We start from the raw sequence: 21,506 nt of genomic DNA on the forward strand, positions 1-21,506 counted from the left end.
GCGACTCCGTGAGGGGCGCCCGCCGCGAATCATTCAGGAAGTCTCACCGGAAGCCAGGACGCGATCCTGGAATCCGTTCCATTCGGCTGGAGTGAAGATCAGTGCCGGCAGTTCCGGATTCTTACTGTCGCGAAGCCGGACCGTGCCGTCGACCTGTGCCACCTCGACACATCCCGAGGTCGCACAGTAGGAACTGCGCTGCCACGCCGTTGTGGTGTCTCTCATCGTGAACCTTTCTCCCACTCGATCACGGCTCCGTGCCCTGATCATTGCCGGACATACGGGCGATCTTGGCCCGTAGGTCGTAGAGCCGCGCCAGCACGAGCGCGCGGCTCGCGGCCTCATCGAGGGAACGGTCCCAGAAGCGATCGAACACCAGCCGGTGGTAGTCCACCTCGGCCGGGTCCTCGACCAGCTCATCCCGGGTGTAGGACTCTCGGTACAGAACCGCGTCAGCCGAGTCGGCGCCGAGGTGGAGCACCGAGAACCCGCCGAACATGCCCATCACCGCGCCGTTGTCCATCGGCAGGACACGCACGTGCACATTCGGTCGCTGAGCCGCCGTGACCAGGTCTTCGAACTGGTCGGCGGTGATCGCCATGTCGCCGATTATCCGCCAGAGCGCGGACTCGTCGAGTAGGAGTCGATACTCCGGTGAGCCGCCGCGCTCGATCACGCGCTCACGCCGGGCCAGGCGCACGTCCCGGCGCACCCGGCGCGCCTCCTCACTCAATGTCACCTCATACCAGGCGAGCGTGGCCTCCGCGAACGCCGGCGTCTGCAGGTGACCGGGCACCAGGGTGGACTGATACTCCTTGATCGTGGTCGCCGCCAGCTCGAACTGGAGCAACTGCACCAGACCGGGGGGCAGGTGGTCGCGGTGTTCGGGAGCCGTCCAGTACCGCTCGCGGCGGGCGACGCGCGCCTCCTCCGCCAGTTCGGCGATCCGGCCCTGATCGGTGAGCTGGTAGATGTCTACCAGGAGGGCACGCAGGTCGGTGGGCGAGATCGTGACCTCGCCCAGCTCGATGCGCTGCACCTTGGAGAGTGACCAGCCCAGCTTCTTGGCGACCTCGCTCTGGCTGAGACCGGTGCGCTCCCGGGCCGCGCGCAACGCCAACCGCACCCGCCGTCGCGACACTGCGGGAAGGTCGTCACGCGCGACCGCCATTCAGCCCTCACTAAACCCTTAAAAGCCGCCAATCGCCCTTGATTGCGACGATGCAAAGTGCGGTACTGCTCAAAGTCCGCCGAAATATACCGCAGACCGTATCGTCACCGCCCGGTCAGACCTCCCCGTACTCGAGCGATCGCACCAGACCCCGGCAGAACTCGGCGAACTCCTTCTCGTCCCCGGACGAGAAGACCTCCACCACGGCGCCCCGGTACCCGGCACGCAGCTGCCACCAGCCGGCGTGGCGCGACCGCAGGCAGACGATCGCCCCGGCGCTCAGGGCGCCGGCGACCACGACGGTGAGAAGCATCGATGCGGGACCCACCACGGGCACCGCGATCACCGCCGCCACCAGCGACGACACTCCGGCGAGGTGCCGGCCGGCACCGTCCGGGCCGGGGTCGAACCGAACGATGTGGACATCGCTCATCTCGGCCACCATGAACAGCCGGCGGTGGTCCTTCGACACCTCGACGACATGGTGCGTGATGACGGCGCGTGGACCTCGGTAGAAGACCGGCAATTCCCATCCCTCCCCTCGGCTTGCGAGCCGGAGGAGGCCTGCATGAAGATAGCGGTTGACACGGCTCTCCTCCTCCATGGACGAGAGGCCTGGGCGGCGGCCAGCGGCTACTGGTCGCCGCCTCTTTCTGTGACCCCACATCCCTTAACGTCGATTCAGTATGGGGTCAAGCGGGGCATGCCCGCCAGGTGCCTGGCAGCCTTATAGCTGATAGACGAATTCATTCATGGACGCGTGCGCGTGTCGACTCGCTGACCTCGCGCTTTCTAGGACATCCTAGGAACCTAGCTGGAAGGAGCCGGTCATGAGCATCAATCCGGGCGCCGCCGAGTTCCCGCATCGGCAGATCGCGGCCCAGCTGCGGGAACGCATACGGCGCGGTGACTGGCAGCCGGGCGAGCGGCTGCCGTCCATCCCCGCCATGGCGGAGATGTTCGGCGTCGCCAAACAGACCGTGCAGCGCACCGTCGACCAGCTGCGGGTCGAGGGCATCCTGATCACCAAACCCGGCTCCGGTACGTACGTCCGTGGCACCCGCCGCCGCCTGAACCGTCTCTCGCGCGGCCGGTACGGCGCGCACCGTGGCTACCACGCCGACCTCGCCGCCCGGTACCGCCAGCAGCTCACCGCCGTGGGCCGGGAGGCCGCGCCGCCCGAGGTGGCCGACGCCTTCGGGGTGCGCGACGGCACGGAGATGCTGGTCAGGCGGCATGTGGTGCGTACCGACGATGCCACCGTCGAGGTCGGTGCCTCCTGGTTCCGGGTGACCGACGCGAGCGGCACCTCGCTGGAACGCCTCGAAGCCTTCGGCCGGCCGCTCTATCAGGAGGCGGAGGAGGTGCTGGACCGCCGTTACACCTCAGCCACCGACACGATCAGCGCCCGGCAGCCGAGCCGGGAGGAGGCCGAGATCCTCCAGATCCGGCCGGACACCCCGGTGCTTCATCTGCTACATGTCGCTTTCGACGAGACCCGTAAACCGATCGAGGTGGCACAGGCGACCTGGCCGGGACCGATGACCACACTCACCGAGGAGTACCGGATCCCGGGCCCGGCCCCCGAACCCGAGCCGGACCCCGGTCTGGCCCTGGCCTGATCACCGCCCCCCACTCCGGCCGGCCGATCGGGAGCCAATCGGCATCACGCCACGACCGGCATCACGCCGCCGCCGACCCTCACCGTGACCCGGCGTGGCGCCGGATCACGAGGCGGCGCGGGTTCGGGTCAGGCCGGCACCAGGGCGGCGAGCGTCTCGACGAAACGGCCCGGGTCCTCGGCCATCGGCCGGTGGCCCGCCTCCGGGAACGTGACCAGGCGCTTGTCCGGCGACCGCAGCGCCGCATACCAGGAGGCGAACGGCACGGCCAGGCCGCGCATCTCCCGGCCGCCCTGTACGAAATAGGCCGGGATCGACAGGCTCGGCACGTCCCGGTGCAGGTCCACCTCCTGCAGCCGCGGGTAGAGGCTGTCCCACGCGTCGAGCATCGTGGTCATGAAGTGGGCCTTCTGCAACAGCGTGTACTCCGGGACGTTCAGTTCGAACGGCGGGTCCGGCAGCCCGTACGCCCGGGTGGCATGGAGCTGGAACGGCTCGTAGTCGTAAGCGTCCGGCCACGGCGGGGGGCCCTGGCGCTCCAGCCGCTCCACCAGATCGGTGCGGCCGCCGGCCCGCGCCCAGGACAGCACGTCGGCGTAGAACATCCGGTCGGAGTCCCGCAGGTTCACGGCCTGGCCGGTGCCGATGTAGGCACGGTACTTCTCCGGGTGCCGCTGCGCGGCCACGACGGCCGGGATCGATCCGCCGGAGTGGCCGAGCAGGACGATGCGGTCCCGGCCGAACCGCTGTCGCAGGTGGTCGGTGACGGCCAGAACGTCGGCGACCTCGCTGTCCAGCGACAGCGACCCGGCACGGCCCAGCGCCCCCGCCGACGCTCCCCCACCACGCCGGTCCAGGGTGGCCACCACGAAGTGATCCTCCAGGCCGGACACCCGGGTCCGCATGATCGACGTCTCCGAGCCGCCGGGCGGGCCGGGAACGTACAGCAGCACCGGCAGGTCCGGGGAGCGGCCCCGGATCATCACGGCGAGATCGCCGGCCCGGCTCAGCTCGGCGACACCGCCGGGGATCGCGGGGGTACGGGCCGGAACGGCGACGGCCACCGCGGCACCGGCCGCCAGCACCGTGGCCAGCCCGGTCAGCACCCGGCCGGTGACCCGCCGCCACCGGGTGCGGGCCGGGCGGCGGTGGCCGTACGCGGCACCGACCGCCATCGGAAGCACCGAGAACAGGCCGTGCACGCCACGGCCGGTGATCAGGACGAGGATCCCGATCGGGGTCGCGTGCGGGAGGTCCACCGACGGGCCGGACACCGTCATCCTGGTCAGTTCGAGCGCGGTCACGTACACCAGAGGGGTCAGGGGTATGGCCCACCGGGACCGCGCCGCCCGGCCGGCCAGAACGCCGACGCCGGCGCTGATGACGACGGACCAGAGCGCTTCCGCGCCGGTCAGCGGGCCGCGCGGGGTCCACAGTGCGACGATCACGCCCCAGACGGCGGCGGGCAGGAGAAGGGCGGCGATGCGGATCGCCGGTGTGCCGGGAAGCGTCATGCCGGGAAGCATCCGCCGCAGGTGGACCGGTCGGCAGCGGCCGAAGGAATCGCTCGGGAACATACTTTGGTAGCTGCCGGAAGACCTTCGTCAGACCTAGTCTTGCGGCATGTTCTTCGCGCTCCTGGTGCCCGACCCCGGTGCTCACCGGGCCGCGGCCCGGGACCGGCTGGCCGACACCGTCGCCGTCGTCCTGGCGCTGGCCTACGGCTCGGCGATGATGCTGCTCGGCGACGCCACCCGGCCGGGCGCGATCCTGGTGTGGCAGGCCGACCTGGCGATCGGTGTCCTGTGTGCCGCCGCGCTGCTCGTCCGCCGGCGGCATCCGTCGGCCGTGGCGGTGGCACTGCTGCCGTTCGGGGCGGTGTCGGTGACCGCCACCGGGCCGATCATCGTGGCGCTGTTCACCCTGGCGATCCGGCGCCGGCCACCTCTGCTGCTGCTGCTCGGCGCGATCAACGTGGGCACCGGCGCGGTCTACTTCCTGCTGCACGACCATCCCGCCTTCGGGATGTGGATGGATCTGCTGGTGCGCTCGGTGATCACCGCGGCCGCGCTGGGCTGGGGGCTGTTCGTGCAGGCCTACCGGCGGCTCACCACTTCGCTGCGTGAGCATGCCGCTCGGCTGGAGGCCGAGCAGGTGCTGCGTGAGGAGCAGGCCCGGCTCACCGAGCGGGCCCGCATCGCCCGGGAGACCCACGATGTGCTGGCCCACCGGATGTCCCTGATCAGCCTGCACGCCGGGGCGCTCGAGGTGCGGGCCAGCGTCTCCCCGGAGGAGCTGTCGACCGCCGCGGGGGCGATCCGCAGCAGTGCCCACGAGGCTCTGGAGGAGTTACGGTCGGTGATCGGTGTGCCGAGTGCCCGGCCGGAGCCACCCCAGCCGGGCCTCGCCGACATGGCCGACCTGATCGGCAGCGCCCGGGACGCCGGCATGACGGTCGACTACGTCAACGGGGTGCCGGTGGACGGTCCACCGGCGCAGCTCGGGCGTACGGCGTACCGGATCGTCCAGGAGGGACTGACGAACGCGCGCAAGCACGGATCGGGGCCGGCCGCGTCCGTCCTCCTGGCCGGTGAGGCCGGCCGGGCACTGCGCATCACGATCATCAACCCCTTCTCCGGTACGGTGCGGGCGCCGTCCCCGGGCGACGGCGCCGGTGGTGGCCGTGGGCTGGTCGGCATCGGGGAACGGGTCGCCCTCGCCGGCGGGCGCGTCACCCACGGGCCGGCGCGGGGCTCGTTCCGTCTCGAGGCCGAGCTGCCGTGGCCGGGCTGAACCCCGCGCGGGAGGGTGCGGCGACGGGGGTGCCCGATCCGGAGCACACCGTGCCCGGCGACGGTGACACGACCACCGGGGAACGGCCGATCCGGCTGGCCATCGTCGACGACGATCCGCTGGTCCGGGCGGGGCTGCGGATCCTGGTCGGCGGGTCGCCGGACATCGAGGTCGTGGCGGAGGCGGGCGACGGCGCCGAGGCCGTCGTGGTCGCTGACGCGCACTGGCCGGACATCATGCTCATGGACATCCGGATGCCGCGGGTCGACGGCCTGATCGCGACCCGCCGGATCCGCAGCCGGGAGCGTGCACCGCAGGTCATCGTGCTGACCACGTTCGACGCCGACGAGTATGTGCTCGAGGCGCTGCGCGGTGGGGCCAGTGGCTTCCTGTTGAAGGACACCCCTCCGCGGGAGATCCTGGCGGCGGTGCGGTCGGTCGCGGCCGGAGCCGGGACCCTGTCCCCCACCGTCATCCGCCGGCTGATCGATCACGTCGCCGATCCCGAAGCCGGTACACGACGGGCCCGGGCCCGCACCCGCCTGTCCGACCTCACTGATCGGGAACGCGAGGTCGCCGTCCTGGTCGGGCGGGGCCGGTCCAACGCGGGGATCGGCGCCGAACTCGGTATGAGCCTGCCGACGGTCAAGGGCCACGTGTCGCGGCTGCTGAGCAAACTCGATCTCAACAACCGGGTGCAGATCGCCCTGCTGGTCCACGACGCCGAACTGATCTGACCGGCATCGTCGCCGGCTCGGCTCCCGTGACCTCGCGGTGGCCCGGCCGAACTGATCTGACCGGCACCGTCGCCGGCTCGGCTCCCGTGACCTCGCGGTCGCCCGGCCGGCTCGCTCAGCGGAAGCGATGCATGAGCGATGCGCCAGCATGCGGGCCGGCTCGCTCAAGGGAACGCCGCGGCGTTGGTCGGCGAGGAGACAGAAACGACTGATGCCCGGGGCACCTTACGGCGCCTCGGGCATCAGTCGTTCACGGTGTCAGGCCAGGTTCAGGCCCGGCCGTATCGAATCCCTCAGAGGAGGTCGATGGCACCGATGTTCAGCACGCCGTACTGGTTGATGGACTCGTCCGAGTAGTACGAGTACACGTCACCGTGCCCGGACTCGCAGCTTGCGACGAAGTAGTCGTCCGCGCACGGGTAGCCGCCGGCCTGGGCGGGAGCGGCCAGGGCGACAGCGGCGCCGGTGGCCAGGAAGATGCCACCGAGATACAGAGCGCGACGCATGATGGTTCCTTTCAACGGTTGGTTGCTTGGGGAAAATTCTGAACCCCAAGAATCCCGTTCGCGGGTATTTGGTCGAATAAAACGCCTTCTTTCACCATTTCGTGGTTTCACACCAAAAGACCTTGCGAGCGGGCTAGGGTCCCGCGGGGCCCTCTCTCCTCCATGCAGAAAGCCCCCACCCGGAACACCGGGCGGGGGCACTGTGGAGACTCCTACAAGCGCACACCCAACAGGGCGTTCACCGTCTTGACCAGCAGGTCGGGGGCCTCGGCGTCGTCACCCGCGCCGGAAAGCGCCGCGTCCGCCCACGCGTCCACCACCGCCAGCGCGGCCGGCGTGTCGAGGTCGGCGGCGAGCGCCTCCCGGACCGCGCCGAGCATGCCGGCGCCCGACGGGCCGGACGGCGCGGCCGCCGCCTCCCGCCAGCGCGCAAGCCTCTGCTGACCGGTCTTGAGCACGTCATCGGTCCAGTCCCGGTCGCTGCGGTAGTGGCCGGCGAGCAGGCCGACCCGCACCGCCATCGGGTCCACACCGTCGCCGCGCAGCCGTGACACGAACACCAGGTTGCCGCGGGACTTGGACATCTTCTCGCCGTCCAGCCCGATCATCCCGGCGTGCACGTAGTGGGCGGCGAACGGCTCCGCGCCGGTCAGCACCTCGGCGTGGGCGGCCGAGCACTCGTGATGCGGGTAGAGCAGGTCATTGCCGCCGCCCTGCACGTCGATCGTGTCGCCCAGCAGGTTCAGCGCGATGGTGGCGCACTCGATGTGCCAGCCGGGACGGCCCGGCCCGAGGCCCGCGCCGTCCCACACCGGCTCGCCGTCCCGGGCGCCGCGCCACAGCAGCGGGTCGAGCGGGTCACGTTTGCCCGCGCGGTCCGGGTCGCCGCCACGCTCGGCGGACAGGACGAGCATCTCCGCACGTGACAGGTGCGACTCGTACCCGAAACGCGGTGCGGCCGTCAGGTCGAAGTAGACGTCGCCGGTGCCGTCGCCGAGCTTGTAGGCCGCGTCGCGCTCCACGAGGTCCTGGACGTGGGTGACGATCGACGGGATGGACTCGACCGCCCCGACGTAGTGGGCCGGCGGGATGATCCGCAACGCCTCCATGTCCTCCCGGAACAGGGCGGTCTCACGCATCGCGAGGACCAGCCAGTCCTCGCCGTCACGCGACGCGCGCTCGAGCAGCGGGTCGTCGATGTCGGTCACGTTCTGCACGTAGCGGACGTCGAGACCCTGATCCCGCCACATCCGGTTGACCAGGTCGAACGTGATCATCGTCGCGGCGTGGCCGAGGTGCGTCGCGTCATACGGCGTGATGCCGCAGACATACATCGAGGCGCTGCCGGAGGGGGCACTGGGCTGCACCGACGCCCGCGCCGTGTCGTAGAGCCGCAGCGGGCCACGCCCCGGCGTGTCCGGTAGGGCAGGTACGTCGTGACCGGTCCAAGCATCCATGCTCGGAGCCTAAACGGCACCCCAGACCCACGAGCGGGGGCGTGAGCTAAACCTCAAGGTTCCGGCCGGGGAGAGGCGCAACTCTGGGAGAGGCTCGGGCTGGTGGCTAGATCGGTGGCCAGGGGATGGCCGGCCAGTCGGTCGGCGGCCGGGGGAAGCGGGCGGCCCGCAGCAGGCGCTTCACCCGCAGGCCGACATGCTGCACCTCGGAGACGGTGAGATGCTCCTCCAGCTCCGCGCCGAGCGGCCCGGACAGCTGCTCGCGCAGCCGGACGAGAACCTCGCACGCGTCGGCGGGCAGCGGCTTGCCGGTCCAGCCCCACAGGACCGTGCGCAACTTGTTCTCCACGTGGAAGCTGACGCCGTGGTCGACGCCGTGCACCCCGCCGCTCGCCGGGTAGAGCACGTGGCCACCCTTGCGGTCGGCGTTGTTGATCACGGCGTCGAAGACGGCCAGGCGGGCCAGCCGCGGGTCGTCGGCGTGGGCCAGCGCGTAGGCGTCACCGTCGTCGTCGCGGGCCGCGGCGACCGGGAACCAGCCGTCGGGCACGTCATACGCCGGGACGAAACCGATCAGCGCGCCCACCTGATCGGGCTCGTCGATCCAGAGCTGCAACGCGCCCGGCCCGAGCGGCCCGTCCCGCAGGATGGTCGGCGGCACCACGTCCCACCCGGTGGCCCGGGACACCAGATAGGCCGACACCTCACGCCCGGCGAGGGTGCCGTCCGGAAAATCCCACAACGGGCGCTCGCCGCGGACCGGCTTGTAGACACAGCGCCGAGTCAGCCCGTCCAGGGTGATCTCGGCGCGCAGGGTGGTGTTGGAGGCGTCGGCCAGCCGGCCCTCGATCTCGATGCGCCCCCGCTCGAGCAGCGCCAGCGCATCGGCCTCGGCCAGCACGTGTGTGGGCTCCGCCGTCACCGGTGATAACCGTTGTGCCGGGGACAGAGATGGCCGGCCGGGTCGAGCGGCTGACCGCAGAGCGGGCACGGCGGGCGGCCGGCGGCCACCACGCGACGGGCCCGGTCGATGAACGCGCGGGTCGCGTCGGGGGTCAGCCGCACCCGCAGCCGGTCGAGGTCGTCGTCGGGCTCGTCGTCCTCGTCGTCGTCATCCTCGTCGTCCTCGTCCTCGTCGCCGAGGGACTCGCCGATCAGGTCGGGCTCCGGCTCACCGGCCTCGATCGCCTCGATCACGACGGTGCTGGTGTCGACGTCGAACGCCAGACCCAGGGTGCCGACCCGGAACTCCTCGTCGACGGGGGTGTCGAGCGGTTCGTTGTCGTGCACCGCCAGCACCGGCTCCTCCGGCAGCGAGACGCCGAACCTCTTGCTGGCCTCCAGCAGGAGCTCCTCGAGCTTCTCGGCGAGCAGCGACACCTGGACCTTCTCCAGCGCCACGCTGATCACCCGGCCGCCACCGCGGGCCTGGAGATAGAAAGTGCGGTCCCCCGGCTCGCCCACCGTCCCGGCGACGAATCGCTCGGGCGGCTCGAAGGCATGCACTTGGTGGGTCATGCAGACAACCCTAGCCATCCAAGCGGACGAGCGCGCGGGCCAAGGACCCGGGTTCGCCGAGGGCGCAAAGGGGTGCACGCTGCGGCGATACACCGATCACGGAGCGTCGTCAGACACCGCCGCCGGCGCCGCCACCCACCGCCGCGTCGCTGTCCGCGGCCTTCTCCCGGCCGTCCGATTTCGGGGGTACGAGCGACGCCAGCTCACCGGTCTCGTTGACGCGCACCACGAACGGGCGGCCCGGCGTGTACCGAATGACAGTGATCGAAGCCGGGTCGGCCACGATCCGCTGGAACTGATCCAGGTGCAGACCGAGCGCATCGGCCACGATGGCCTTGATCACATCGCCATGACTGCAGGCCAGCCAGACCGCCTCCGGCCCGTGCTCCTCGGTCACCCGGGCATCCCAGGACCGCACCGCGGCGACCGCACGCGCCGACATCGCGGCCATCGCCTCACCGTTCGGGAAGACCACGGCGCTCGGATGATGCTGGACGACCGGCCAGAGCGGCTCCTTGGCCAGCTCCTTGAGCGGACGGCCCTCCCAGTCCCCGTACCCGCATTCGATCAGCCCGTCCTCCAGAACCGGCTCCGTCCCCGGTGTCGCCAGCTCCAGGGTCTGCCGGCAGCGGATCAGCGGGCTGCTCACCACCGCGACCAGCGGCAGCTCCTTCAGGCGCTCCCCGGCGCGGGCGGCCTGGGCGCGGCCGGTGTCGTCGAGCTCGACCGGCTGCCGTCCGGCGAGCCCGCCGGACGCGTTCGCGGTGGTCCGGCCGTGCCGGAGCAGCAGAACGGTGGCCACTAGCTCGCCACACCCGACTCGGCGTACGCCTCGGCGACGATCCGCAGCGTCTCCAGGCCACTGTTCAGGTCACCGACATACGGGCTGATCGACAGGGTCCCGACACCGGCCGCGGCGTACTCCCGGATGCGTTCGATGACGTGCTCGCGCGTACCGATGATCGAAGTTCGTTGAATGAAGTCACGCGGCACCGCCGCGGCCGCCTCGGCCGGCCGCCGGCTCAGATAGAGGTCCTGGATCAGTTTCGCCTCGTCGGCGTAGCCCATCCGGACCGCGATGCCGTTGTAGAAGTTCTGCTCCCGGCTGCCCATGCCACCGACATACAGCGCCGCGTACGGCCGGACCACGTCGGCACACGCGTCCAGGTCGTCGCCGATCACCACCGGCACCGAGGCCACCACGTCGAAACCGGTCAGGTCCCTACCCTGCTTCGCCCGGCCGGCGGCGATGTGCCCCAGCTGCTCGGCGGCGGCGTCCGGGGCGAGGAAGATGGCCAGCCAGCCGTCGGCGACCTCACCGGCCAGCTCCAGATTCTTCGGGCCGACCGCGGCCAGGTAGACCGGGATGTCCGAACGCAGCGGACGGAAACCCAGCTTGAGGGCCTTACCGGCACCGCCGGGCAGCGGCAGCCGGTGATGCTCGCCCTCGTACGACACGGGTTCGCGGGACAGCGCCAGCCGCACCACGTCGACGTACTCCCTCGTACGCCCGAGGGGTTTGGCGAACCGCACACCGTGCCACCCCTCGGAGACCTGGGGCCCGGAGACGCCGAGGCCCAGACGGAAGCGGCCGCCGGAGAGCGTGTCGAGCGTGGCAGCGGTCATCGCAGTCATCGCCGGCGTGCGCGCCGGGATCTGCATGACAGCGGCGCCCAGGTCGATCCGCTCGGTCTGGCCGGCGAACCAGCCGAGCATGCTGACCGTGTCCGAGCCGTACGCCTCGGCGACCCAGAGCACGGAGTAGCCGAGCCGGTCCGCCTCCCGTGCCATCGCGAGGTGATCGGCGGGTGTGCTCCACGCTGCCTGATATCCGAGGTTGAGTCCGAGCCGCACGAGTGTTGCCCTCCCGCAGATCATGAGGTGTCAGCAGCAAGCCTACTGATCGGTTCCATGACCGTTTCGGTCCGGTAACCGACCCACCCGGCTGAGGCCGTGGCATTTCGCTGAGCAGGGACTCTGAATAAGGTTCACTCATGCATCAGCGACCGCTCGGCCGAAGCGGGCTAGCGGTTTCGCGGCTCGCGCTCGGCACCATGACCTGGGGACGGGACACCGACCCCGACGACGCGGCGGACCAGCTGAAGATCTTTCTCGAGGCCGGCGGCACACTGATCGACACCGCCGACGTGTACGGCGACGGCGACGCCGAGGCGGTGATCGGCTCCCTGCTCGACCACCTCGCGCCCCGCGACGAGATCGTCATCGCCACCAAGGCCGGCCTCACCCCGCACCGCTACCGCCCGCGCGACGCCTCCCGCGGCAACCTGCTGCGCTCCCTGGACGCGTCACTGCGGCGGCTCGGCACCGACTACGTCGACCTGTGGCAGGTCCACGGCTACGACGCGCAGACCCCGTTCGAGGAGACCCTCGCCGCCCTCGACCAGGCCGTCACCAGCGGGCGGGTCCGCTACGTCGGCGTGTCGAACTTCTCGGCCTGGCAGACCGCGCGGGCCGCGACCTGGCAGTCGGCATATCCCGGGCGGGCCCCGATCGTGGCCGCCCAGATGGAGTACTCGCTGCTGGAACGCGGCATCGAACGGGAGATCCTGCCGGCCGCCGCGGCCCTCGGCTTCGGGGTGCTGGCCTGGTCACCGCTGGGCCGGGGCGTGCTCACCGGCAAATACCGCAACGGGCGCCCGCTCGACTCCCGGGCCGCCTCCGACCACATGGCCTCGTTCGTGCAGGCGTACCTCGAACCACGCAGCTCCAGCATCGTCGAAGCACTGGTGACGGCGGCCGCCGGACTCGGCGTCTCCCCCCTCGAGGTGGCCCTCGCCTGGATCCGCGACCGGCCCGGCATCTCCTCGGTGATCCTCGGCGCCCGTACGTCCGGCCAGTTGCAGGGCTCGCTGCGCAGCGAGCAGCTGACCCTGCCCGCCGAGATCGCCTACGCCCTCGACGACGTGTCGGCGATCGAGGTCGGCTACCCGGAACGCGAGGGAGTCGGCTACCCCGACACCTACTTCGGCTGAGGTGAACCCCCCGCGCCCGCCGGGTGTACAGCGCTGTGACGGCGCCGGCGCAGAATGGGGGGACCGTGGCGGGTGAGCTGTTCATCGATGTCGCCGGCATCAACGCGCTCTACAACCAGCTGCGTGATGCCGGCGACGACGCCGAACACGCGCTGGGGTACGTGCGACGTCACGGCGATCTGAACCCGGTCCGGCAGGGCCTCATGGTGCAGGCTCTCACGCCGCACGAGATCGCCTACCACCGGATGACGACGGCGCTGTCACGGCTGCAGCTTCTGAGTCACAGCGCGGCCACCCAGGTCAACATCGCACAGGTGGCGTACTCGCGGGAGGACTTTCGCGCGGCCGTCGACCTGGACGCCGGTCACCACGGCGCCACCGACCCGGATGTCCTGTCGAAGGATCTGACCCGGGAGCGCCTGCGTCTACCCGCCGGCCACTCCCCCTTGTCGGATGTCGGGGACCCGAAGAGTCACCTGACCCCACCCCGGGATCCGGAAGCCGAGTTCTGGTCGTTCAACCCGATGGTCGATCTTCTGAGCCCGTTCGCCTACCTACGGCAGGCCGCGATCTGGGTGTTCAAGCACGACCCGTTCGAACTCTGGACGGAATGGCTCGCCGGCGACTGGGATTCCTACATCAAAGCGGGAGACGCCGTGGCGAGGGCCGGCGCCGCGGCCGGAACCATCGGGGACAACCTGGCCGCAGGCGCAGTCTCGGTGCCGCTGGTCTGGCGTGGGAACGCGGCGGAGGACTTTCAGGAGTACGAACTGAGACTGGCGACCGCCGCGAGGTCGATCAACGAGCTCGGGAGGATCCTCCATGGCTCCTACCGGCAGTCCGCTGACTGTGTGAAGAACTTCTACGAGGTGATCAGCGGGTTCATCGTCAAGATGTTCGATGCTCTGCTGATGGTCAGTATCGGCCTCGCCGGTGGAACGGCACTCATCGCGACACTCGCCGGGTCGGTGATCGGCTATTCCGTGGCCTTGAGCTACGCGCTCTATGCCATCGATCTGTATAACGACATGTCGAAGGCGTTCACTCATGCCGAGAACGCGCTCAAGGCCATCGCCGGCGCGGCGGCCGGTGTCGAGGCCTCCACCGAGCTCATGGAACTACCGGCTATGGAGCCCTACCAGCATCCCGGCAACTAGACCGACTCAGGAGGATGGGCTCGATGAGCGAGATCGCTGACGACCCGGTTGCACGATCGCTGCTCCAGCACCTCGCCGACGTTCGCGGCACGGACGACCCGGTCGGCGAGTTGGCGCGGGCGCTCATCAGCGGCGAGGCGTCGCCGCAGGAACTTCTCCGTGACAGCTGGTTCGGCGAAGGCCTGGCCGGAGCCGTGGAGGCCGGACAGACGGAGCTGCGCCGCATGTCACCGGAGCAGCTCGCGATGCTCGAGGACGGGGCGGCCCGGCTTCACCGGGACCGCGGTGCCGGTGAGGGTGGTGCGACGTCGTGAGCACCTGGCTCCGGTGGCAGATAGCCTCGCCCTTCATCTTCTTCCCGGGCATGTTCCTGGTGGCGACGGTGGGCGGCGCGTACATCGCCTGGTCGGCCGTCGACAGTGCCGCGTGGCGGGTGCTCACGGTGTTCCTGTGCCTCATGCACGTCATCGGCGCCGGGATCGGCATCTCGATCGGGTTTGATCGTGACCTGGAGAGTCTTCCCTGGCGCCGGATGGGGACGGTCGCGCTGTTCATCGTCCTGAGCCTCGGCGTTCACTGGGTTCGGGAGACAGTGCAGTTCGCGTGACCAGCCAAAATCCGCTACGGAGTGAATAAGCACTGGTCACCGGGCTTGTCGATGGTCGCTGCCGAAGAGCATATTGGTCGGCATGGACTACGAATACGCGCCGCTACGGTTGCCTTCGAATGTCGATCGCCTGACCGCGGCGGCGCAGCTCGCCATTGCGGCCGAGTTCTCCGGGTGGGAGCTGGCCAGGGTTCAGCTCTTCGCCGACGGCACGCGGAAAGTGATGCTCCGCCGCCGGGTCCAGGCGACACCCCAGCCCGGCCTCAGTTACTGAAAGGCCCGCCCGCAGTCGCGGACGGGCCTTTCAGTTTGCGCGGGTCAGTGGTGCTGGTGACCGGCGTGATCGTGGTCGTGGTCGTCCTCGTCGGGCAGGAACGGGTGCTCGTCGAGACGGCCGACCAGAACGTCGGTCTCGACCGGGGCGAACGGGCCGTCGCCGTCGGCGTCGTCGAAGGCCTCCAGATCGAGGGGCTCGGCGACCTCGGTGACGGTGAGCAGGCCGTCGAGCGGCTCCAGCTCGGGCACGTCCAGCGAGGCGAGCGAACCGTCGCCGGCCTGCAGCAGCTCCAGCACGGCCTCGCCGACCGACTCGACCGGGCCGGCGTCCTCGTCCTCCGGCACCGAGCTGCGCCGGGCGGTCTCGGCGACCCGCAGCAGGGCGGACACGCTGGGCACCCGGTAGTCACGGCGCTGCCGGACCGACACGACCTGCGGGTACGGGTCGGCGCCCGCCGCGCCGCCGGCCTCGGTGTGCTGGCCGAACCGGCGGTCCGCCTCGTCCGGGTCGATCGATTCGACGTCCCAGGGCGTCACCTCGCCGAAAGCGTCGAGCAGCTGCTCGTCGTACGCGAAAGAGGCGTTGTTCAGGTCGACGTACGCCTGCCAGACGTCGTCGTCGTCGATGCGGCCGGCGGCCGCCTTGACGGCCGCGAGGTGCGCCCGCGCCGCCTCGATCACCCGGTCGAGGGCGACGTCGAGTTCGGCGTTCTGGTCAGTCATGGGATTGGGGGTCCTTCCGATCTCAGCTGTTTCGGAGCAAGCGGTCGAGCACACGCACGCCGAACTTTAGTCCCTCCACCGGAACTCTCTCGTCGATGCCGTGGAAGAGCGCACTGAAGTTGAGGTCGGGCGGGAGCCGCAGCGGCGCGAAGCCGAAGCACCGGATGCCGAGAGTGGAGAAGGCCTTGGCATCGGTGCCACCGGACATCAGGTACGGCACGGTACGCGCTCCCGGGTCCTCGGCGCGCAGGGCGGCCCCCATGGCGTCGACCAGGTCGCCGTCGAAGGCGGTCTCCACGGCCGGCTGCTGGTGGACGTGCTCGATCTCCAGGTCTGGCCCGATCACCTCGCGCAGCTCGCGCAGGAACGCGTCGGCGTGCCCGGGCAGGGTGCGACAGTCGATGGTGGCCGACGCCCGGCCGGGGATCACGTTGTCCTTGTAGCCGGCGGCGAGACGGGTCGGGTTGGCGGTGTTGCGCAGGGTGGCGCCGATCAGGTTGGCGATCGGGCCGAGTTTGGACACCGCCAGCTCCGGCTCGTCCGGGTCGAGCTCGATCTCGAGGGCGTCGCTGACCTGTTCCAGGAAGGAGCGCACGGTCGGGGTGAGGACGGTCGGGAAACGGTGCCGGCCGACCCGGGCGACGGCCTCCGCCAGGGTGGTGACCGCGTTGTCGTCGTGGATGAAGGAGCCGTGGCCGGGCCGGCCGGTGGCGTGCAGGCGCAGCCAGTCGAGCCCTTTCTCGGCGGTCTGCACGAGATACAGGCGAAGATCGTCATTGACCGTGTACGAATACCCGCCGACCTCGCCGATCGCCTCCGTGCAGCCCTCGAACGCGTCGGGGTGGTTCTGCACGAGCCACTGGGAGCCGTACTCCATGCCGGCCTCCTCGTCGGCGGTGTACGCCAGGACGATGTCGCGCGGCGGCACGTAGCCGGTGCGCCGCCACTCGCGGACGACGGCGAGGACCATCGCGTCGAAGTCCTTCATGTCGACGGCTCCGCGGCCCCACAGGTAGCCGTCCTTGATCTCGCCGCTGAACGGGTCGACCGACCACTCGCTCGCGTCGGCGGGGACGACGTCGAGGTGGCCGTGGACGAGCAGTGCGCCGCGGGAGGAGTCGGCTCCGGGGATCCGGGCGATCAGGTTGGCCCGGGTCGGCGCGGACTCGAGGAGACGGGTCTCGACGCCGACCTCACCCAGCCGCTCGGCGACGTACTCGGCGGCGGCCCGCTCCCCCACGGTGGTCCGCGGGTCGCCGGTGTTGGTGGTGTCGATGCGGAGCAGGTCGCGGCACAGGTCCACGACCTCGCTCTCGGCGGTGTTCTCCATCCGCCCTTCTTATCAGCAGGAGGGGAAAGGCGGTCACCGGCTGGTCGTCACCGCTGTCTCAGCGGCGGCGCTGAGACAGCGGTGACGACCAGCCGGAGGAACCCGCCCGGCGGGGGCGGGGTTTGATCGGAACCGGCCGGTGGGTACCTCGGGGCCGTGTCTGACGTGAATCTCCCCCCGCTGCCGCCGACCGGCGGCGAGATCCCTGGGCGCAGCATCGTCGATGTGGTCGCCGCCCAGCACCGCGAGCTGCTCCGCCTGACCGAGCGCCTGACCGAGTCCCCGGAGGACCGTGACGTCGCGTCGGTGCTGGTCGCCACGCTGTCCCGGCACCTGTGCGCCGAGGAGCAGTACCTCTACCCCGCGGTCCGGACCGCGGTGCCGGGCGGCGAGCAGCTCGCCGACCGGGAGCTGGCCGAGGACCAGGCCATCCTGGAGCGGCTGCGTGATCTGGAGCGGACCGGTGACGGCCGCGACGGGCTGGCCGAGGCGGTACGCCGGCACGTGGCCGCCGACGCCGAGGAGTTGCTGCCGCTGCTGGAGCAGATGGTGCCGGCGGAGGATCTGGTCCGGCTGGGCAATCGCTTCGAGACGGCCGAGGAGGCGGCACCGACCCGTCCGCACCCGTCCACGCCGTCGACGCCACCCTGGAACAAGGTGGTGGATCCGCTGGTCGGAGTGGCCGACAAGATTCGTGATGTGATCGGTTCGCGTGCCACATACGCGCGCGATCTGTAACTAAATCCTAGTTACGGCAAGTAAGCGACGAACGTCCTGTTCGTTCATACGTTTGTCACAGGTTGCCGATCATTCCACGGCTTGTGGACTAGCGTTCGATCCCTTTCTAGTCCTAACGTCACGCTATGAACCTCGAGCTGCGGCATCTGAAGGTGGTCTGCGCCATCGCGGAGACCGGCAGCGTGACCAAGGCCGCGTCACAACTCGGCCTTGCCCAGCCTGCACTCACCGCCCAACTTCAGCGGATCGAGCGCACACTGGGTGGCCCGCTGTTCGACCGTGACCGCCGGGGCGCGCGCCCCACGGCCCTGGGAGAGCTGGTGCTGTCCCGCGCCAGAGTGCTGCTGCCCGCGATGAAGGGCCTGCAGGACGAAGCGGCCCGGCTCGCCGCCGGCGGCGATCACGACACGTTGAGCAGGTACCGGATCGGAGCGGTCGGCGGACCCGTCGTCGCCCATCTGGTGCACCGTCTGTCGGCTGCCCAGCCGGAGGCGCAGATCTCCACCCACGCGTCCTACTACATCTCCGAGCTGTCCGGCATGGTGATGGCCGGCAAGCTGGACTACGCCCAGGTCGGCGTCTGCGGCGATGCGCTGCCGTCGGCGGAGTACGGACTGGTCTGGCAGACCATCGGCATGGACGCCGTCTGTGTGCTGATGCCGGACGACCACCCGCAGGCCAAGAACCTGTCGGTCGATCTGGCGGAGCTGGCCGACGAGCAGTGGGTGGCCGGCGCCGGTGACGGTTGTTTCGGCGACTGTTTCGCCGCGGCGTGTGCCCGGGCCGGTTTCGCCCCCCGGCGGGTCCTGGAGTCGGACGTGCGCAACTGTGTCGACATGGTCGAGCTGGGCCTGGCCATCGGCCTGTGCCAGCCCACGTTCCGCCCACCGGCGGGACTGACCAGCCGGCCGTTGCGCGGTGCCCCGCTGCGCTGGCGGCTGGTGCTCGGCTGGCACCCGGACTCCCAGGCCTCCCGCAGCGCACCCAAGCTGATGGATCACGCGCAGGAGGCGTACCAGGAGATCCTGGCCCGCAACGAGCACTACACACAGTGGGCGCAGAGCCTGCCCGGCGCCGGCGGCAGCCACCTGGCCGCGGCCTGAGACTCGCGGAGGGGGCGCCGGGCGCCCCCTCCACAAAAGTGATCACCGCGCGGCGGCGGTCATCTCCACGTCGAAGACGAGCGCGCCGTCCTGGGCGTCGACCCGGACCGTCCGGCCCGGCGCCAGATCAGCGGCGAGCAGCATCGTGGACAGCCGGTTGTCCAGCTCCCGCTGAATGGTCCGGCGCAGCGGCCGTGCCCCGAACTCGGGCTGGTACCCGCGCTCGGCCAGCCAGTCCACCGCGGCCGGGGTGATGTCCAGGGCGACGTCCTGGGCCTGCAGCCGGCGGCGGGTCTCCTCCAGCATCATCTCGGTGATCCGGTGCAACTGGTCGTCCTCCAGCTGCCGGAAGATGATGATCTCGTCGATCCGGTTGATGAACTCCGGCCGCAGCTGCTCCTTGAGCCGGCGGTCGAGCCGGTCGCGCAGCTCCTCGTCCGGGGAGCGCCCGTTCTCGGCTCCGGCGAACCCGACACTGCGGGTGCTGCCGTTGATCAGGTCGGAGCCCAGATTGCTCGTCATGATCAGAACCGTGTTGCGGAAACTGACCGTGCGCCCCTGACTGTCGGTGAGCCGCCCGTCGTCGAGCACCTGCAGCAGGATGTTGAAGACGTCCGGGTGGGCCTTCTCGATCTCGTCGAGCAGCACCACACTGTACGGTCGCCGCCGCACCGCCTCGGTGAGCTGCCCCGCCTCGTCGTAACCGATGTATCCGGGGGGCGCCCCGACCAGCCGGGACACCGTGTGCCGCTCCTGGAACTCACTCATGTCGAGCCGGATCATCCGGTCCGAATCGCCGAACAACGCCTCCGCCAGCGACCGGGCCAGCTCCGTCTTGCCGACCCCGGTGGGGCCGAGGAACAGGAAGCTGCCGACCGGCCGGTCCGGGTCGCCCAGCCCGGCGCGGGCCCGGCGCACCGCCTCGGCCACCGCGGTCACCGCGTCGTCCTGGCCGATCACGTGCCCGTGCAGGTTCTGTTCCAGCCGGAGCAGGCGGTCCCGTTCGGCCTCGGTGAGCTGGGCGACCGGAATGCCGGTGGTCCGGGAGACCACCGCGGCGATCTCCTCCTCGGTCACCTGCGGCACCCCATCGGCGGACGAACCGGTACCCGCCAACTGCGACCGCAGCGCGTTGATCTCGTCGCGCAGCGCGGACGCCTGCTCGTAGTGCTCCGCCGCGACCGCCTGGTCACGGTCGCGGGACAACTGCTCCAGACGGCGCTCCCGCTCGCGCCGGTTGGCGTCCGGCGTCTTGGTGCGCAACCGGACCCGCGCCCCGGCCTGGTCGATCAGGTCGATCGCCTTGTCCGGCAGGTAGCGGTCGGTGATGTAACGGTCGGACAGCACCGCCGCGGCGTCCAGGGCCGCGTCGGTGATCCGTACCTGATGGTGAGCCTCGTAGTTGTCGCGGAGCCCGCGCAGGATCGCCACGGTGTCCTCGACGCTCGGCTCGCCGACCAGCACCGGCTGGAACCGCCGGGCCAGGGCGGCGTCCTTCTCGATGTGCCTGCGGTACTCGTCGAGGGTGGTCGCGCCGATCACCCGCAACCGCCCGCGGGCCAGAGCCGGTTTGAGCATGTTGCCGGCGTCCATACCGCCGCCCTCGCCGCCACCACCGGCGCCGACCAGGGTGTGGATCTCGTCGAGGAACACGATCAGGCCGTCACCGGACGCCTGGATCTCCTCGATCACCTTCTTCAGCCGCTCCTCGAAGTCGCCGCGGTACTTGGTGCCGGCCACCAGGCCGGCCAGGTCCAGCTGGATCACCCGCTTGTCCTGGAGGGTCAGCGGCACCTCACCGTCCACGATGCGCTGTGCCAGCCCCTCGACCACGGCGGTCTTGCCCACCCCCGCCTCGCCGATCAGCACCGGGTTGTTCTTGGTACGCCGGGACAGGATCTCGATCGCCTGCTCGATCTCGTCGGCACGCCCGATCACCGGGTCGATCTCACCGCGCCGCGCCGACTCGGTCAGGTCGACGCCGAACTGCTCCAGCGTCGGCGTCGGCGCGCTGCTGGGCCGTGGCCCGCCCGGTCCGCTCTGATTCGGTTTCGGCAGCTCACTGTGGTGCGGGATGGTGCGCGGGTCGACGATCCGCCCGGCCAGCAGGCGTCCCGCCGCCGAGTCGGTGTTCATGCCCAGCGCCATCAGGATGTGCTCCGGCCCGATGTACGACGCGCCGACCGCCCGGGAGATCTGCAGGCTGTCCAGCAGCGCGCGCTTGGCGGCCGGGGTCAGCGCGATGCTCTCCGGCAGGTCGGGAGCCACGGCCGCGGGCCGGCCCAACTCGGTCAGCAGCCGGTCCGGGTCGGCGCCGGCACGGCGTACCGTCTCCTTCATCTGCTCCTGCTGGAGCAGCGCCCACAGCAGGTGGTCGGTGTCGAGGTCGGCGAGCGGCCGGTCGCCGTCGGCGACCTCGGCGGCCCGGCGGGCCGCATCGGCGAGCACCTGCCGGGCGTCGTTGCTCATGTATCTCGCGATGTCGAAACGCTGCGCCTGACGGCGCGGCTCGGCCGCACCGAAGAAGCGCGCGAACAGGTCGTCCCACTGACCGGGCCCCGCCGGCCCGAACGGTCCGATGCTCATCTGTCTTCCTTCTCCTGGTACCTCGGGCCGGGGTCGCCCTCGGGGGCTACCCGGCCTGGTGGGCGGCAAACGTGAGCCGTCCGCATGTCAACAGCGCGCGGAACCCCCTGCCGATTCCCGAATCGCCGAAAAAGTTGACACGACTACACTCAACTTCATGGTCGCGCCTCCCGATCCACCCTCCCTCAC

The 21,506-nt window shown here is 70.4% G+C and carries 23 protein-coding genes; 10 read left to right on the forward strand and 13 right to left on the reverse strand.

All coding sequences use genetic code 11. The features are described 5' to 3' along the window. Positions 1–33: 33 nt before the first annotated feature. The 3 genes from BC793_RS52640 to BC793_RS01945 form a co-directional block, all read right to left on the reverse strand. Complete coding sequence (locus BC793_RS52640) at positions 34–345, reverse strand: DUF397 domain-containing protein (RefSeq protein ID WP_346265283.1); 312 nt, start codon at positions 343–345, stop codon at positions 34–36. After that, entirely contained in the window at positions 248–1,171 is a 924-nt protein-coding gene (locus BC793_RS01940) for a helix-turn-helix domain-containing protein (RefSeq protein WP_109588772.1), read from the reverse strand. Before BC793_RS01940 ends, BC793_RS52640 begins: the two co-directional genes overlap by 98 nt. 115 nt (positions 1,172–1,286) lie before the next feature. After that, positions 1,287–1,697: a DUF6232 family protein gene (locus BC793_RS01945; protein ID WP_109588773.1), complete on the reverse strand. Its 411-nt coding sequence runs from the start codon at positions 1,695–1,697 to the stop codon at positions 1,287–1,289. 304 nt (positions 1,698–2,001) lie between these two features. Here BC793_RS01945 and BC793_RS01950 point away from each other — a divergent pair, with 304 nt between their 5' ends. Beyond that, positions 2,002–2,793, forward strand: coding sequence for a GntR family transcriptional regulator (locus BC793_RS01950; protein WP_109588774.1), 792 nt, complete (start codon positions 2,002–2,004; stop codon positions 2,791–2,793). Positions 2,794–2,921: 128 nt separating this feature from the next. Here BC793_RS01950 and BC793_RS01955 read toward each other — a convergent pair whose 3' ends face one another. Beyond that, positions 2,922–4,307 (reverse strand): alpha/beta fold hydrolase, encoded by a 1,386-nt coding sequence (locus BC793_RS01955; protein WP_109589092.1) that lies wholly within the window; start codon positions 4,305–4,307, stop codon positions 2,922–2,924. 109 nt (positions 4,308–4,416) lie between these two features. Between BC793_RS01955 and BC793_RS01960 the strand changes: the two genes are divergently transcribed. Beyond that, entirely contained in the window at positions 4,417–5,586 is a 1,170-nt protein-coding gene (locus BC793_RS01960) for a sensor histidine kinase (RefSeq protein ID WP_109588775.1), read from the forward strand. 29 nt (positions 5,587–5,615) lie between these two features. Continuing rightward, a complete protein-coding gene (locus BC793_RS01965) occupies positions 5,616–6,323 on the forward strand; it encodes a response regulator (protein ID WP_109589093.1) in 708 nt (235 codons plus the stop codon). Between the two features lie 293 nt (positions 6,324–6,616). Here BC793_RS01965 and BC793_RS01970 read toward each other — a convergent pair whose 3' ends face one another. The 6 genes from BC793_RS01970 to BC793_RS01995 all read right to left on the reverse strand — a co-directional run bounded on the left by BC793_RS01970 (position 6,617) and on the right by BC793_RS01995 (position 11,658). Further along, a complete protein-coding gene (locus BC793_RS01970) occupies positions 6,617–6,829 on the reverse strand; it encodes a hypothetical protein (protein ID WP_109588776.1) in 213 nt (70 codons plus the stop codon). Between the two features lie 212 nt (positions 6,830–7,041). Further along, positions 7,042–8,286 carry a cysteine--1-D-myo-inosityl 2-amino-2-deoxy-alpha-D-glucopyranoside ligase gene (mshC, locus tag BC793_RS01975; protein ID WP_109588777.1) on the reverse strand — a complete coding sequence of 415 codons (1,245 nt, stop codon included), beginning with the start codon at positions 8,284–8,286 and terminating at the stop codon, positions 7,042–7,044. Between the two features lie 106 nt (positions 8,287–8,392). Further along, positions 8,393–9,208: an SCO1664 family protein gene (locus tag BC793_RS01980; protein WP_109588778.1), complete on the reverse strand. Its 816-nt coding sequence runs from the start codon at positions 9,206–9,208 to the stop codon at positions 8,393–8,395. Then, positions 9,205–9,804 carry a DUF3090 domain-containing protein gene (locus BC793_RS01985; protein ID WP_109588779.1) on the reverse strand — a complete coding sequence of 200 codons (600 nt, stop codon included), beginning with the start codon at positions 9,802–9,804 and terminating at the stop codon, positions 9,205–9,207. Before BC793_RS01985 ends, BC793_RS01980 begins: the two co-directional genes overlap by 4 nt. Positions 9,805–9,913: 109 nt before the next feature. Next, positions 9,914–10,606 carry a histidine phosphatase family protein gene (locus BC793_RS01990; RefSeq protein ID WP_109588780.1) on the reverse strand — a complete coding sequence of 231 codons (693 nt, stop codon included), beginning with the start codon at positions 10,604–10,606 and terminating at the stop codon, positions 9,914–9,916. Beyond that, on the reverse strand, positions 10,606–11,658 hold the full coding sequence (locus BC793_RS01995; protein ID WP_109588781.1) for an LLM class F420-dependent oxidoreductase: 1,053 nt from the start codon (positions 11,656–11,658) through the stop codon (positions 10,606–10,608). The genes BC793_RS01990 and BC793_RS01995 overlap by 1 nt, the downstream gene beginning before the upstream one ends. 140 nt (positions 11,659–11,798) lie before the next feature. Between BC793_RS01995 and BC793_RS02000 the strand changes: the two genes are divergently transcribed. The 5 genes from BC793_RS02000 to BC793_RS02020 all read left to right on the forward strand — a co-directional run bounded on the left by BC793_RS02000 (position 11,799) and on the right by BC793_RS02020 (position 14,835). Beyond that, complete coding sequence (locus BC793_RS02000) at positions 11,799–12,797, forward strand: aldo/keto reductase (RefSeq protein WP_109588782.1); 999 nt, start codon at positions 11,799–11,801, stop codon at positions 12,795–12,797. A 65-nt stretch (positions 12,798–12,862) separates the two neighbouring features. Continuing rightward, entirely contained in the window at positions 12,863–13,954 is a 1,092-nt protein-coding gene (locus BC793_RS02005; RefSeq protein ID WP_109588783.1) for a hypothetical protein, read from the forward strand. 23 nt (positions 13,955–13,977) lie between these two features. Beyond that, a complete protein-coding gene (locus BC793_RS02010; protein ID WP_146246162.1) occupies positions 13,978–14,268 on the forward strand; it encodes a hypothetical protein in 291 nt (96 codons plus the stop codon). Continuing rightward, a complete protein-coding gene (locus BC793_RS02015) occupies positions 14,265–14,561 on the forward strand; it encodes a hypothetical protein (RefSeq protein WP_109588785.1) in 297 nt (98 codons plus the stop codon). Before BC793_RS02010 ends, BC793_RS02015 begins: the two co-directional genes overlap by 4 nt. 82 nt (positions 14,562–14,643) lie before the next feature. After that, the gene (locus tag BC793_RS02020) at positions 14,644–14,835 is read left to right on the forward strand and encodes a DUF5703 family protein (RefSeq protein WP_109588786.1); all 192 of its coding nucleotides are present in this window, start codon (positions 14,644–14,646) and stop codon (positions 14,833–14,835) included. Between the two features lie 44 nt (positions 14,836–14,879). Here BC793_RS02020 and BC793_RS02025 read toward each other — a convergent pair whose 3' ends face one another. Further along, the gene (locus tag BC793_RS02025) at positions 14,880–15,560 is read right to left on the reverse strand and encodes a hypothetical protein (RefSeq protein ID WP_109588787.1); all 681 of its coding nucleotides are present in this window, start codon (positions 15,558–15,560) and stop codon (positions 14,880–14,882) included. Between the two features lie 22 nt (positions 15,561–15,582). After that, the gene (locus tag BC793_RS02030) at positions 15,583–16,890 is read right to left on the reverse strand and encodes a M20/M25/M40 family metallo-hydrolase (protein ID WP_109588788.1); all 1,308 of its coding nucleotides are present in this window, start codon (positions 16,888–16,890) and stop codon (positions 15,583–15,585) included. Positions 16,891–17,046: 156 nt separating this feature from the next. Here BC793_RS02030 and BC793_RS02035 point away from each other — a divergent pair, with 156 nt between their 5' ends. Further along, positions 17,047–17,628 (forward strand): hemerythrin domain-containing protein, encoded by a 582-nt coding sequence (locus tag BC793_RS02035; protein ID WP_307784563.1) that lies wholly within the window; start codon positions 17,047–17,049, stop codon positions 17,626–17,628. 125 nt (positions 17,629–17,753) lie between these two features. Then, a complete protein-coding gene (locus tag BC793_RS02040) occupies positions 17,754–18,731 on the forward strand; it encodes a LysR family transcriptional regulator (protein WP_109588790.1) in 978 nt (325 codons plus the stop codon). Positions 18,732–18,773: 42 nt separating this feature from the next. Here BC793_RS02040 and BC793_RS02045 read toward each other — a convergent pair whose 3' ends face one another. Further along, positions 18,774–21,317, reverse strand: coding sequence for an ATP-dependent Clp protease ATP-binding subunit (locus BC793_RS02045; protein ID WP_109588791.1), 2,544 nt, complete (start codon positions 21,315–21,317; stop codon positions 18,774–18,776). Positions 21,318–21,506: the final 189 nt, after the last annotated feature.

Source organism: Actinoplanes xinjiangensis, assembly GCF_003148685.1.
Taxonomy (GTDB): Bacteria; Actinomycetota; Actinomycetes; order Mycobacteriales; family Micromonosporaceae; genus Actinoplanes; species Actinoplanes xinjiangensis.